This window comes from Micromonospora sp. NPDC047738 (assembly GCF_040642675.1).
Lineage (GTDB): Bacteria > Actinomycetota > Actinomycetes > Mycobacteriales > Micromonosporaceae > Micromonospora.
This window is the reverse complement of record NZ_JBEYSO010000006.1, coordinates 1-13,141: the sequence shown is the minus strand read 5'-3', so window position 1 is coordinate 13,141 and position 13,141 is coordinate 1. Positions and strand designations below refer to the sequence as shown.

General features: G+C 73.9%; 11 protein-coding genes and 1 pseudogene. 4 read left to right on the top strand and 8 right to left on the bottom strand.

Going from position 1 to position 13,141, the window contains the following annotated elements; genetic code table 11:
- Nucleotides 1-351: 351 nt before the first annotated feature.
- The 4 genes and pseudogenes from ABZ783_RS12050 to ABZ783_RS12035 all read right to left on the bottom strand — a co-directional run bounded on the left by ABZ783_RS12050 (nt 352) and on the right by ABZ783_RS12035 (nt 4,610).
- A complete protein-coding gene (locus tag ABZ783_RS12050; RefSeq protein ID WP_357436533.1) occupies nt 352-660 on the bottom strand; it encodes a phospholipase in 309 nt (102 codons plus the stop codon).
- A gap of 100 nt (nt 661-760) precedes the next feature.
- Nucleotides 761-946 (bottom strand): annotated as a pseudogene (locus tag ABZ783_RS12045) (DUF4331 family protein); the annotation flags it as partial.
- 35 nt (nt 947-981) lie between these two features.
- Nucleotides 982-3,489, bottom strand: coding sequence for a bifunctional FO biosynthesis protein CofGH (locus ABZ783_RS12040; protein WP_357436532.1), 2,508 nt, complete (start codon nt 3,487-3,489; stop codon nt 982-984).
- Nucleotides 3,490-3,659: 170 nt separating this feature from the next.
- Entirely contained in the window at nt 3,660-4,610 is a 951-nt protein-coding gene (locus ABZ783_RS12035) for a hypothetical protein (RefSeq protein ID WP_357436530.1), read from the bottom strand.
- A 160-nt stretch (nt 4,611-4,770) separates the two neighbouring features.
- Between ABZ783_RS12035 and cofD the strand changes: the two genes are divergently transcribed.
- Both cofD and ABZ783_RS12025 read left to right on the top strand, forming a co-directional pair.
- Nucleotides 4,771-5,718 carry a 2-phospho-L-lactate transferase gene (gene cofD, locus ABZ783_RS12030; protein WP_357436528.1) on the top strand — a complete coding sequence of 316 codons (948 nt, stop codon included), beginning with the start codon at nt 4,771-4,773 and terminating at the stop codon, nt 5,716-5,718.
- The gene (locus tag ABZ783_RS12025) at nt 5,715-6,803 is read left to right on the top strand and encodes a coenzyme F420-0:L-glutamate ligase (RefSeq protein ID WP_357436526.1); all 1,089 of its coding nucleotides are present in this window, start codon (nt 5,715-5,717) and stop codon (nt 6,801-6,803) included. The genes cofD and ABZ783_RS12025 overlap by 4 nt, the downstream gene beginning before the upstream one ends.
- A gap of 149 nt (nt 6,804-6,952) precedes the next feature.
- Here the strand turns inward: ABZ783_RS12025 and ABZ783_RS12020 are convergent, their stop codons facing one another.
- Complete coding sequence (locus tag ABZ783_RS12020; RefSeq protein WP_357436524.1) at nt 6,953-7,960, bottom strand: winged helix-turn-helix domain-containing protein; 1,008 nt, start codon at nt 7,958-7,960, stop codon at nt 6,953-6,955.
- Nucleotides 7,961-8,225: 265 nt separating this feature from the next.
- Nucleotides 8,226-9,263 (bottom strand): hypothetical protein, encoded by a 1,038-nt coding sequence (locus ABZ783_RS12015; protein ID WP_357436522.1) that lies wholly within the window; start codon nt 9,261-9,263, stop codon nt 8,226-8,228.
- A 39-nt stretch (nt 9,264-9,302) separates the two neighbouring features.
- Here ABZ783_RS12015 and ABZ783_RS12010 point away from each other — a divergent pair, with 39 nt between their 5' ends.
- On the top strand, nt 9,303-9,887 hold the full coding sequence (locus ABZ783_RS12010) for an NUDIX domain-containing protein (RefSeq protein WP_357436520.1): 585 nt from the start codon (nt 9,303-9,305) through the stop codon (nt 9,885-9,887).
- A gap of 31 nt (nt 9,888-9,918) precedes the next feature.
- Here the strand turns inward: ABZ783_RS12010 and ABZ783_RS12005 are convergent, their stop codons facing one another.
- Nucleotides 9,919-11,010: a sugar phosphate nucleotidyltransferase gene (locus ABZ783_RS12005; RefSeq protein ID WP_357436518.1), complete on the bottom strand. Its 1,092-nt coding sequence runs from the start codon at nt 11,008-11,010 to the stop codon at nt 9,919-9,921.
- 64 nt (nt 11,011-11,074) lie between these two features.
- Nucleotides 11,075-12,220, bottom strand: a complete 1,146-nt coding sequence (locus tag ABZ783_RS12000; RefSeq protein WP_357436516.1) for a glycosyltransferase family 1 protein — start codon at nt 12,218-12,220, stop codon at nt 11,075-11,077.
- Between the two features lie 149 nt (nt 12,221-12,369).
- Between ABZ783_RS12000 and ABZ783_RS11995 the strand changes: the two genes are divergently transcribed.
- Nucleotides 12,370-13,056 (top strand): TIGR03089 family protein, encoded by a 687-nt coding sequence (locus ABZ783_RS11995; protein WP_357436514.1) that lies wholly within the window; start codon nt 12,370-12,372, stop codon nt 13,054-13,056.
- Nucleotides 13,057-13,141 lie beyond the last annotated feature (85 nt).

The following is a 13,141-nucleotide window of genomic DNA, read 5'->3' as shown; positions in this document are numbered from 1 at the left end:
CAAGCCGAACTTGATAATGGAGTCGCCCTCCCGACACGTTCCGGTCGGCCATCTCAGCCGTCCGGGCCTCGCAACCTGCCCTATCGATTCAGACCCCGGACGAGTAACGCCTTCTCCGGCGAGTTGTCCGAAGTTTTCTGCCGTGGCGTACCGGAGTGGACACCGACGGAGGCCCCCGGTGGAGGCTCCGGCGGGCCGTACCCGGGCGGCCGTCGCGACACCGTCCAAGATCAGCAGTCTGGTGCGCAAAGATAACGCGGCTCCCGCCGTATCGCCCGTCGAGCCCGGAATCGCCGACCGCGCCCCGTCCAGATCGTGGACGGAGCGCGACGGCGAACGGGACCCGGACGATCAGTTCGCCCCCGGCGATGCGCTGGTCGGCCGGACGAACTCGGCGATCGCGCCGCCGGTGACGGAGATCGGGCCGGCCAGCGTCCGGTCGTCCCACCAGACGGTACAGAGACCCGCCACCAGTACCGGTTCGACGGCACTGTGGAACACCCCGTCGCGGATGTGGCGCTCCCGCACCCCCGAGTGGGGTGCGCGACCCGACCCGGCCGGCCCGGCTGCCACGTCGGTGGCGCTGAGCCCGGAGTGACCGCGGCTGCCGCCGCGTCCCGGGGTGAACGCCTGGCCCACCAACGGCACGGGCAGCGACACGGCCCGCTCGGAACGCCCGACGAACTGGGCGAACCGCTGGTCCTTCGAGGGCAGGCAGCCGGTTCCAGAGGTCCATCCTGGACATCGGCACGACGGTCTCGTTGCCGCTGTTCAGCGACGAGATCGGTCCGGTGTGGTAAAGAAAGCTGCTCGGAATCGTGATCTCGGTGGTGAATTCGAAACGACAGGTGACATCCGGATAACCGTCGCCGTCGTTGTCGATGTGAATCCCGTTCCGGACGTCGTCGCCGAACTCGAAGAAGTTCGGGCCACCCGCCGCCGGCATCCACTGGTACGGCCGCCAGCGGAAAAGGTCCGCCGTCAGGCGCCGGCGTGACCGTACGCGGTCGTCCGCTTGCGGGCCGGCCGGCCCGCCGCCGCGGCGATCGCCTTGAGCTGCTCCTCCGTCCGGGCCGAGCCGTTACCCGAGCCGGCCATCCGGGAGATGGTCTCCTCCATCAGCGTGCCGCCCAGGTCGTTGCAGCCGCCCTGGAGCATCGCCACGGTGCCCTCGTCGCCCAGCTTCACCCAGGAGCACTGGATGTTGCCGATCCGGCCGTGCAGCAGCAGTCGGGCCATCGCGTGCACCGCCCGGTTCTCCCGCCAGGTCGGGCCGGGGCGGGCGATGCCGGCAAGATAGATCGGCGCGTTGGTGTGCACGAACGGCAACGCGACGAACTCGGTGAACCCGCCGGTGCGGTCCTGCACGCCGGCCAGCACCCGGAAGTGGGCGAGCCACTGGCCCGGGTGGTCGACGTGGCCATACATCATCGTGGAGCTGGACCGGATGCCCAGCTCGTGGGCGGTGCTCACCACCTCGACCCAGGCGGCGGCCGGCAGCTTGCCCTTGGTGAGCACCCAGCGGACCTCGTCGTCGAGGATCTCGGCGGCGGTGCCGGGGATGGTGTCCAGGCCGGCCTCGCGGAGCTGGAGCAGCCACTCCTTCACCGGTACGCCGGCCTTGGCGGCCGCGGTCACGATCTCCATCGGAGAGAAGGCGTGCACGTGCATCCCCGGCACCCGGGCCTTGATCGCCCGCACGATGTCGGCGTACCCGGTGACCGGCAGCTTCGGGTCGATCCCGCCCTGCAGGCAGACCTCGGTGGCGCCGGCCGCCCACGCCTCCTCGGCCCGGTCGGCGACCTGGTCGACGGAGAGCCGGTACGCGTCGGCGTCCCGCTCCCGTTGCGCAAAGGCGCAGAAGCGGCAGCCGACGTAGCAGACGTTGCTGAAGTTGATGTTGCGGTTGACCACGTACGTGACGTCGTCGCCGACCGCGTCCCGGCGGACGTCGTCCGCGATCCGGCACAGCTCGTCCAGCGCCGGCCCGTCCGCGCCGAACAGCGCCAGCGCTTTCGCCTCGTGCGCCGGATCGAGCAGCGCCGCCGGGTCCTCGGCGGCCAGCCGTAGGCCCGCGCGCAGGTCGGGATCGCTCGATCCGCCCGTCGGTACGCTGACCTTGCCCGCGACCGCCGACCAGTCGCCGTAGACGCTGTCGAAGTCGCCACGCCGGTCCCCGGTCCGCCCGGTGGTGTCGATGGTGGCGTGCAGGTCGGTACGCCCACCGAACACCTCCTCCGGCTCCTGCCAGGGGCGGCCGACCGGGCGGGCCGCCTCGACGGCGAGCCCGGTCGCCGGGTCCGCGAGGGCGATGACATGCGGCAGCAGGCGTGGGTCCAGCCACGGGTCGCCGGCCCGGACGTACTCCGGATAGATGGTCAGCCGCTCGCGCAGGGTGAAGCCGGCCTGCGCGGTCTGCCGGGCCAGCTCGTCGAGGTGCGGCCAGGGGCGTTCCGGGTTGACGTGGTCCGGGGTGACCGGCGAGACCCCGCCCCAGTCGTCGATGCCGGCGCGCAACAGCAGCGCGTACTCGCCCTCGATGAGGTTCGGCGGGGCCTGGATGCGCGCCTTCGGGCCGAGCAGCACCCGGGCCACCGCCACCGTGGCGGCCAGGTCGTGCAGCTCCGCGTCGGGCATGCCGCGCATCGCGGTGTCCGGCTTGGCGCGGAAGTTCTGCACGATCACCTCCTGGAGGTGGCCGTACTCCCGCATGGCCCGGCGGATCGCGAAGAGGGCGTCGACCCGCTCGGCCAGGGTCTCCCCGATGCCGATGAGGATGCCGGTGGTGAACGGCACGCCGACCCGGCCGGCGTCGTCGAGCACCCGGAGCCGGACCGCCGGCTCCTTGTCCGGCGAGCCGTAGTGCGGGGCGCCCGGCTCCGACCAGAGTCGCGTCGCGGTGGTCTCCAGCATCATGCCCATGCTCGGCGCGACCGGCTTCAGCCGTTGCAGCTCCGACCAGGAGAGCACGCCCGGGTTGAGGTGTGGCAGCAGGCCGGTCTCCTCCAGCACCGCCACGGCGCAGGCCCGCAGGTAGTCGAGGGTGGACCCGTAGCCGCGCTCGTCCAGCCACTGCCGGGCCGCCGGCCAGCGCTCCTCGGGGCGGTCGCCGAGGGTGAACAGGGCCTCCTTGCAGCCCTGCGCGGCGCCCTCCCGGGCGATCGCCAGCACCTCGTCCTTCTCCAGGTACGCGGCCGGGAGCCGGTGCGGCACCGTGGCGAACGTGCAGTAGTGGCAGCGGTCCCGGCAGAGCCGGGTCAGCGGGATGAAGACCTTCTTGGAGAAGGTGACGACCCCGGGGCGGCCGGCCTCCCGCAGCCCCGCGTCGCGTACCTCGCCGGCGATCCGGAGCAGCTCGTCCAGCGCCTCGCCGCGCGCGGTGAGCAGGGCGCTTGCCTCGTCGACGTCCAGCGCCCGGCCGGTCGCGGCCCGGCCCAGGGCCCGCCGGACGCTCGCCTCGGTGGGGACGGACCCGGTGCGATCAACCATCCGTCCACCCTATGCGCTGCCCATCCACCCCACGCCGTGCCCGCGCCCGGTGGACGCCGTCGGCTACGTCGGCTACGTCGGCGCCGTGGCCGCCGACTCACGGAAAGGGTGGCCTCCCGGCGTGGGGCGGCCACCCTTCCCGTGCGAGTGCTGACCGTGATCTCAAGCGGTCAGCGCGGGTGGTTCGGGTCGTCCCGGTCGAAGCGCTGGGTACGGTCGCTGTCCGGTGTGGTCGGTTGGCCGGGCTCGGCTGGCTGGCGCGGGATGGCCTGGGTCGGCTCTGCCGACGGCGGCTGACCGAAGGGCGGCGCCGGGTGCGGTGCCGGCTGCGGAGCCCCGAACGGCGGCGCGGACTGCGGGGCGTGCGGCGGGGCGGTGTTGAACGGCGGCGCCGACTGCGGCTGGCCCGGCTGGCCGGGCGGCGGGTAGCCGCCGGGCTGGTTCGCCGGCCCGCCGGGCGCGTACCCGCCCGGGACGGGGTAGCCACCCGGCTGGCCGGGCGCGGGGTAACCGCCCGGCTGACCGGGCGCGGAGTAACCGCCCGGCTGGCCCGGCGCCGGGTAGCCGGCCGGCGGCTGCGGCCAGCCCGGCTGCGGCTGCGGCTGCCCGTACACGCCGGGCTGCGGCTTCGGCCGGGGGACGTAGTAGAGGGTGCGCCAGACCTTGAAGACCACGAAGGCGGCGACCCCGAAGATCGCCACCCAGGCCAGCCGGGTGAGCAGGCCGAGGAAGGCATCCAGCACCTCGGCCTCGGCGAGCCGGCCGACCAGCCAAACCAGGAAGGTCAGCGCGCCGAAGAACGCGGCGAGGGCGTACTCGCCGAGGGCCGCCTGGGTGATCAGTTTGGCCTTGGGCAGCGCCGGGCGTACGTGGGTGGCGAGCAGGACGGCCAACACCGGCAGCACGGCCGACTCGACGCCGACGAAGATGAAGAAGGCACTCCCCGCCCGACCGCTGAAGGTGCTGTAGCCGTCCATCGGCACCAGCAGGCGCAGCAGGCCGACGAAAAGCAGCACGGCGTTCGCGCCGAGCAGGACGAGCGCGGCCAGTTCGCGCAGTGGCTTGGTCAACTGGCTGGCCTGCGTGGCGTCGCCGGACGCGGGCTCGGCGGGGCTGGTCACGAACTCCCCCTGGGGACGAAAACGGACAGGTGCCGACTGAGCCTAGCCTGCTTCCTACTGGTTGCTCATAGTTGAGCGGTTCGGACGGTTCGCTTCCGCTTCCCGCACAGTCCCCCGGCCACTGACCGGGCGACGGCGGCGCGTAGGGAAGGATGGAGCCATGCGCATCGTGGTACTGACCGGCGGGATCGGGGGCGCGCGGTTCCTGCTCGGGGTCCGCGCGTACGCCCGGGAGGTGGGGGCCGAGGTGACCGCCGTGGTCAACGTCGGCGACGATCTGCTGCTGCACGGGCTGAAGGTCTGCCCCGACCTGGACAGTGTGATGTACACGCTGGGCGGCGGCGCCGACCCGGAGCGGGGCTGGGGCCGGGTGGGCGAGACCTGGACGGTCAAGTCCGAGCTGGCCGCGTACGGCGCGGAGCCCGCCTGGTTCGGCCTGGGCGACAAGGACATCGCCACCCACCTGGTCCGGACGACCATGCTCAACGCCGGCTACCCGCTGTCCGCCGTGACGGCCGCGCTGGCCACCCGGTGGGAGCCGGGGCTGACCCTGCTGCCGGCCACCGACGACCGGCTGGAGACCCACGTCGTCGTCGACGGGGACGAGGGGCAGCGGGCGATCCACTTCCAGGAGTGGTGGGTGCGGTACCGGGCGGACATCCCGACGCACCGGTTCGTCTTCGTGGGCGCGGACACGGCGAAGCCGGCGCCGGGTGTGCTGGAGGCGATCGGCTCCGCCGACGTGGTGCTGATCGCGCCGAGCAACCCGGTGGTGAGCATCGCCCCGATCCTGGCCGTACCGGGTCTGCGCGACGCGGTGACCGACGGGCCAGCCCCGGTGGTCGGCGTGTCCCCGATCATCGGCGGCGCGCCGGTACGCGGCATGGCCGACCGCTGCCTCGCCGTGCTCGGCGTGGAGTGCAGCGCGGCCGGGGTGGGCGGCCTCTACGGCGGCCGGTCGGCGGGCGGCCTGCTCGACGGCTGGCTGGTGGCGCCCGAGGACGAGGGGACGCTGGTGCCGGACGCCTCCGTACGGTCGGCACCGCTGCGGATGATCGACGAGGCGGCGACGGCGGCGATGGTCCGGGCCGCGTTGGAGTTGGTGTGAGACTGGAAATCCTGCCCGTGCCGGGCATCGGCGACGTGACCGAGGGCGACGACCTGGCGGCGATGATCGCCACTGCGGCGCCGTGGCTGCGCGACGGGGACGTGCTGGTGGTGACCAGCAAGATCGTGTCGAAGGCGGAGGGCCGGCTGGTCGACGTGCCGGCGGACGGGCCCGACCGGCTCGCCGCGCGGGACGAGGTGCTCGCGGCGGAGACCGCACGGGTGGTGGCGGCCCGGGGTGCCACCCGGATCGTGCAGACCCACCACGGGTTCGTGATGGCCTCCGCCGGCATCGACGCCTCGAACGTGGACAAGACCCGGCTGGTGCTGCTGCCCCGGGATCCGGACGCGTCCGCCCGCGCGCTGCGGGCCGCGCTACGCGACCGGTACCACCTGGACGTCGCGGTCATCATCAGCGACACCATGGGCCGGCCGTGGCGCAACGGCCTGACCGACGTGGCGCTCGGCGTGGCCGGGATGCCGGCGATCCGCGACCACCGGGGGGAGATCGACCCGTACGGCAACGAGCTCCAGCTGACCCAGATGGCGGTGGTGGACGAGCTGGCCGCCGCCGGTGAGCTGATCAAGGGCAAGTGCGACCAGGTACCGGTCGCGGTCGTCCGCGGCTACCTGGGGGTGGCGGGGGCCGACGACGGCGAGGGTGCCCGGGTGCTGGTCCGGGAGGCCGCCCTGGACCTCTTCTCGCTGGGCACCGCCGAGGCGAAGGCGGCCGGGCTGCGCGAGGCCGCGCTCCTCGCCGACGGCCCGGGCCCGTCGCCGGCCGACCCGGCCGCCGTCGACCGGGCGATCGCCGCGGTCACCGGGGTGGTCGCGCCCGGCACGGTCTTCACCCAGGTCACCGACGCCGAGGTACGCGCCGGCATGGTCGCCGGCGTGCCCGGCTGGCCCGCGCACGCGAGCGGACTCGTGCTCGGGGCGCCGCCGGCCCCGGTCGACCAGGGCGACCTGGTGCGCTTCGGCGCCGACCTGCAGCGCCTGCGGACCGCGCTGGCCGCGGAGGGCATCTCCTCGGCGGTGTTCCCGCCGCCGGCCGGCAGCACCGCCAGCGCCGCCCTGGCCCTCTGACCACCGCTCCGGTCTCGGGCCCGTCCCCCACTCGCCGACCCGGCCGGGCCCCTGATGCCGCGCCACGTCGCCGAGCCGGCGGGGTCCGGATCCCGCCGACCCCGCCACCTCGCCGACCTGGCGGCAGCCAACCGGCCCGGCGCAATTGGTCAGGCGTCGAGGACGGCGCGGCCGAGCGGGGTCAGGGTGTGCAGCACGGTGTTGCGGTCACGGTGGCTGACCAGCAGTCCGGCGTTGCGCAGCACGCTGGTGTGCTGGCTGGCCGCGGCGGCGGAGATGCGCAGCCGGCGGGCCATCTCGCCGGTGGTGCATCCCTCGTCGGCGGCTTCCAGCACGGCGGCGCGGGTGCGGCCGAGCAGGGCGGCCAGGGCCTCCCGGCTGGCGCCGTCGGCGTCCCGCCGGACACCGAGCCCGGGCGCCGGGGTGAGCCCGCCGAGCCGGTCGACCGGATAGACCAGCACCGGCGGCAGCGCCGGGTCGACCAGCGCGACCGGGGTGCGCGCGCAGAAGAACGACGGGACCAGCAGCAACCCCCGGCCGTCCAGGTGCAGTTCCCGGGTGTCCGGATAGTCGAGGACCTCGAGCACCCCGTCCGCCCACCGCATGCTGGGCCGGAGGCTGGCCAGCAGCCCTTCGGCCCCGCCGTCGAGCATCGCCCGGGCCCGCCGCGCCCGGTCCGCCTCCACGGCGGCCTGGATCCGGGACCAGTACGGGGTGACCGCGAGTTCCTGGTAGCGGGCCATCGAGCCGGTGAGGTGGCGCAGCACCTCGGGTTCGCCCCGGGCCAGCCCGGCGGCCGGGGCGGGCAGGACGTTCTCCTCGGCCAGCCGGGTCAGGTCCCGGTGCAGCATGTCGACCGGGGTGCCCCGGACCGCTTCCAGCCCCGCCGCCAGGCCGTCCTTGCTGGCGTACGGGGTGAGGAAGTCGGGGAAGTAGCCGCGGGGTGGGTTGAGGGCCAGGAGGAGACGGAAACGTTCCCCGGCGCTCTCCTCCATCCGGAGGGTGTTGGCCACGGTGCGTCGCCATGGCGTCAGCAGGGGGTCACGTCCACGACCCTGGAGCAGGTGCAGGCTGAGGACCAGTTCCCAGACCGGGTCTGCGGCGGGTGCCACCCTGGTCCGCAGGATGTCCTCGCTCGAGAAGATGATCTTCAGCATGGAGCGCTCCCGGGGGCGGACAGAGGGAGAGCCCGCCACCAGTGGCACTGTACCCGGCGGCACTAATCTCCATCTTTAAGCGTGGGCTGAAAAACCTCGACGCCAACGGGGCCGGTTGGGCATGCTTCCCTTGCCCATCCGGCTCGGGACGGTGGTTGCACCCCACCCGGGACCCGGGGAGACGGACGACCGGACGGCATCACGAGGGTCTGCGGCGGGTTCTCCGCAGAGATGCCATCCGGTCGTCCGACCTGGCGCGGTCGTCTCAGTCGATCCAGAGCGCCACCCGGTGGTCCTCGTCCGTCACGTAGTAGCAGCGCCCGTCCAGCTCGGCCAACCCCTCCACGTGGTGGAACGGCGCCAGCTCGGCCACCAGCTTGCCCGCCACCCGCGCGTCCGGCGTGACGTCCCACCGGAACCGGACGTGCCGCGAGGTCACCGCACCACCGTGCGGATGATCGTCCAACAGCACCGAACCCTTGCCCAACGCGTCGATCGACCCGATCACCGCCGCGTACCCGCCGTCCGGGGTGGGGGTGACGGCCCGGAAGCCGGTCAGCGCGCCCGGCGGGGTCACCCCGGTCAGGGCGTACGCCCCGACCGGCCGGGGCCAGCCCGGTTGGGCGCCGAACATGTCGGGCACCCCGGCCAGCTCGACCAGGATCGGCTCCCCCTCGGCGGTGACCGGGAAACGCAACCCGAGCAGCACCGTCCCGGTCGGCGTGAACGCGGCGGCCTCGACGTTGAGCGGCACGTCGTCGGGCGCGAGCCGGCGCACCCAGCTCTTGGCCCGGGCGGTGCCCCGGGCCAGGGTCTCCACGATGAACCGGTGCCGGACCCGGTCGCCGGGCGGCAGCGGGGTCAGCGGGGCCGCGGCCAGGGCGTCGTTGACCGCCCGGTGCAGCCGGAACTGATTGCGGACCACGTGCACCGGCAGTGTCCCGTAGGCGGCGTCCTCCTCGCGGAACCGGGCCACGAACGCGCGGCGGGGCCGCAGCGGGCCGGCCTTCGACCCGAAGTGCGAGCCGAAGACGTACACCCAGCCGTCGTGGTGGGCGAGGGCCTCGCCGTCCTCGGTGCGGCCGTTCTCCCGGCCGGCGTCGGCGGCCACGTGATGCGCCACCCACTCGCCGTCGTGGCGTTCCACCAGCAGGGCCAGGCAGCGTTCCACCGGGCCCTCGTCCAACACGGTCCAGAAACCCCGGCGGGCGCCGTGGGCGCGCAGCAGCGCCGGGGAGCGTACCGGCAACAGGTCGCTGGCCTCGTTGCCGGCCACGACGAACTCGACGAGTCGCAGGGTCACCGGGCCAGGGTACGAAGACCGCGCTCGTAGAGTGTCGGAGTGCCCGAGACCCGCACCGACCTCCCGACGTACGCCGACCTGCACGCCGACGCCACCGCGCTGCTGAGCCACTGGACGCCGACCAGCCCGGCGGCCGCCCTGGCCCGGGACCGGACCCTGGAGCTGCTGTCCGCCGGGCCGGTGGCGATGAGCCGCGCCCACCGGGCCGGGCACGTCACCGCGAGCGCCCTGGTGCTCGACCACACCGGCGCGCGGGTGCTGCTCTGCCTGCACGGTAAGTTCCGCAAATGGGTACAACTCGGCGGGCACTGCGAACCCGGTGACCCGACCCTGGCCGCCGCCGCGCTACGCGAGGCCGGCGAGGAGTCCGGGATCGCCGGGCTGACGGTCGACCCTGAGCCGATCGACGTGGACATTCACCCGGTCGCCTGCCAGGGCGGGTCACTGCACTACGACGTCCGGTTCACGGTGCTCGCCCCGCCGGGGGCGACCGAGCGGGTCAGCGACGAGTCCGAGGCGCTGGGCTGGTTCCCGCCGGACCGCCTGCCCGAGCCACTGGCCGACGGGACCGTCCAGCTCGTCGCGCCGGCCCTCGCCGCCCTGGCCCGCCGGGCCGCCGGCTGACCCGGCGGCCCGGCGGGGGCGCACGACCCGGTCAGACCAGGCCCTCCTCGCCGCGCTCCTTCAGCTCGTCGACCAGCTTCTTCACGTCCTGGGCCCGGTCCCGCGGGCAGACCAGCAGCGCGTCCGGGGTGTCCACCACGATCAGGTCGCGGAGGCCGAGGGCGGCCACCAGCCGGCCGGAGTGCGGCACCACCACCAAGCCGCTGCTGTCCCGCAGCAGGACTTCCGGCTTGGCGTCGGCGCCCAGCACCACGTTGCCGTCCGCGTCAGCGGGCAGCACGTCGCCGAGGGTGTGGAAGTCGCCGACGTCGTTCCAGCCGAAGTCACCGGGTACGGTGGCCACCCGCCCGGCGGTCGCCGCGCCCTCCATCACCGCGTAGTCGACGGAGATCTTCGGCAGGGTCGGCCAGACGGTGCCGAGGACGTCGTCCTGCTCCGGAGTCCCCCACGCCGCCGCAATCGCGACGATCCCGGCGTGCAGGGCCGGCTGCTGCCGGGCCAGCTCGGCCAGGAAGACGTCCACCCGCCAGACGAACATGCTGGCGTTCCAGAGGTGCCGTCCGGAGCGGACGTATCCCTCGGCCACCTCGGCGGCGGGCTTCTCCTTGAACTCGAGCACCGGACGCAGCGGACCGTCGCCCGTCGGCTCGCCGGTCTCCAGGTAGCCGTAGCCGGTCTCCGGCCGGGTCGGGGTGATGCCCACCGTCATCAGCAGCCCCTGCTCGGCGCCGCGGATCGCCTGGCGTACGGTCTCCGCCCACGACGCGGCGTCGCCGATCAGGTGGTCGGCGGCGAACGAGCCCATCACCGCCGTCGGCTCGCGCTCCGCGATCACGGCCGCCGCCAGCGCGATCGCCGCACACGAGTCGCGCGGCGAGGGCTCGACCAGGATGTTCTCCTCTGGCAGGCCAGCCAGTTGCCGGGCCACCGCCGCGACGTGCGCGGCCCCGGTGACCACCAGCGTGCACTCGGGTGTGGTCAACGGCGACAGTCGGTCCACCGTCGCCTGGAGCAGCGAGGCCGGGGTACCGGTCAGCGGGTGGAGGAACTTGGGATGGCCGGCCCGGGACAGCGGCCACAATCGTGTGCCACTGCCCCCCGCCGGGATGACGGCGTAGAACATCAGCACATCATGCCCGAACCACCACGGCACGGACGCCACGTCGGGCGGACGAGCATCCGACAGGTCAGGCCCGAGCCCGGCTCCACGCGGCGATGTGCACCTCCGCGCTGGACTCCCAGGTGAACTCCTTCGCCCGGTCGAACCCGGCCTTCGCCAGGGAGAGCCGGCGCTGCTCGTCGTCCAGCAGGGCGGTCAGGTCGGTGGCGATCTGGTCCGGGTCCTCGCTGGTGTACGCGACCGCGTCGCCACCCACCTCGGGCAGGGAGAGCCGCGGCGTGGTCAGCACCGGCGCGGCACACGCCATCGCCTCCAGGATCGGCAGCCCGAACCCCTCGCCGTACGACGGGTAGGCGGCGACCAGCGCACCGCCGAGGAAGCCGGGCAGGTCGGCGTAGCGCAGGTAGCCCGGGCGGAGCAGCCGCAGGTGCGACGGAACCTCGGCCACCGCGCGGTCGATGTCGTCGTCATGCCCCTGGCCCCCGGCGATGACCAGCGCCGGCGGGTTGTCCCGGTCGGCCACCGCGCGGGCCCAGCCCCGGATCAGGTTGGGTACGTTCTTGCGCGGCTCCTTGGCCCCGAGGAACGCGACGTAGCTGCTGCTGCCCAACCCGAGGCGCGCGCGGACCCGGGCCTTCTCCTCCTCGCTCGGGGCGTGGAAGGCGGCCTGGTCGACCCCGTGGTAGGCCACGTCGATCCGGGTCGGGTCGGCGTCCAGCAGGCGGATCAGCTCGTCCCGGGTGGCCTTGCTCGGCACGATCACCCGGTCGGCGCGGCGCAGCGACGTCTTGATGGCGCTGCGGAAGAACGTCCGCCGGGACTTGTCGTAGTGCTCCGGCTCGGTGAAGAAGGTCGCGTCGTGCACGGTGACCGTCACCGGGCAACCGGCCCGCAGCGGGCAGGTGTAGAAGGGCGAGTGCAGCACCTCCGCCGCCACCTGCTGGGCCAGCAGCGGCAGGCCGGTCTGCTCCCAGGCGAGCCGGGCCGGACGGTGCGCGACCGCCGCCGGGGCGGGGATGACCTCGGCCCCGGGCAGCATCCGGGTGTAGCGCTCCAGGTCGGTGCGGAGGCTCACCACGACGAGATCCACGCCGGAGCCGCAGACCCGGCCGAGGGCGCCGAGCAGACCGTCGACGTATCTACCGACGCCGCCACGGTCGGCGGGGACACTCGTGGCGTCGATGAGCACGCGGGGCGGGCGACCGGCGGTCACGGGGCGACTCCTCAGGCTGTCGGCTGTGGGGAACAACACTGTCGGCAAGCCTACGCCGGGCCGGGGTCCCGGCGGTGACTGCGACCCGACGGTACGCCGACTTGTCCTTGCCATCGAGTACGGGCCACCGGCGCGTATCGTTCGCGACGATGGCCGACAACATTGCCCGGGTCTTCGCCGACGCGATCGCGACCGACCCCACGCGCCCCCTGCTGACCTGGTACGACGACGCCACGGGCGAGCGCACCGAGCTGTCCGGGGCGACCTTGGCGAACTGGGTGGCCAAGACGGCCAACCTGCTCGTCGACGAGGTGGCCCTCGCCCCCGGCGACCCGGCGGCCGTGCTGCTGCCCCCGCACTGGCAGACCGCCGCCGTGCTGCTCGGCTGCTGGTCGGCGAAGCTGACCGTGGTCGACGCCCCGGGTGCCGTGGACGTGCTCTTCGCCGCGGCGGACCGGGTCGACGAGGCGAATGCCTGGTCGGCCGGCGAGCGGTACGCGCTCGCGCTCGACCCGTTCGCCCTGCCGATGCGGCAGGTGCCGCCGGGCTTCGCCGATTTCGTGTCGGCGGTACGCGGCCACGGCGACCACTTCACGCCGTACCCGCAGGGTGGCGACGGGGACGCGGAGCTGCTGGCCCGCGCGGAGGCCCGGGGCGCGGAGCTCTGCCTCACCCCGGGCGACCGGCTGCTGGTCGACACCGGGCGGCACCCCGACCCGGTCGACTGGCTCCTCGCCCCGCTGGCCGCCGGCGCCAGCCTGGTCCTCTGCGGCAACCTCGACCCCGCCCGCCTCGACTCGCGCACCGCCACGGAGAAGGTCACCCGCAGCGTCTGACCGGAAAATGAGCCTGACCAGGGCGGGTCTTGTGCAGGGGGCATCGCCGGGCTGGTGGGGGCCGGTCCGGTGTGATGTTGGTGGT

Coding starts and splice junctions, on each gene's coding strand:
- ABZ783_RS12040 (WP_357436532.1), bottom strand. CDS start 3,489: ATGGTTGATCGCACCGGGTCCGTCCCCACCGAGGCGAGCGTCCGGCGG.
- cofD (WP_357436528.1), top strand. CDS start 4,771: ATGCGCATCGTGGTACTGACCGGCGGGATCGGGGGCGCGCGGTTCCTG.
- ABZ783_RS12020 (WP_357436524.1), bottom strand. CDS start 7,960: ATGCTGAAGATCATCTTCTCGAGCGAGGACATCCTGCGGACCAGGGTG.
- ABZ783_RS12005 (WP_357436518.1), bottom strand. CDS start 11,010: ATGTTCTACGCCGTCATCCCGGCGGGGGGCAGTGGCACACGATTGTGG.
- ABZ783_RS11995 (WP_357436514.1), top strand. CDS start 12,370: ATGGCCGACAACATTGCCCGGGTCTTCGCCGACGCGATCGCGACCGAC.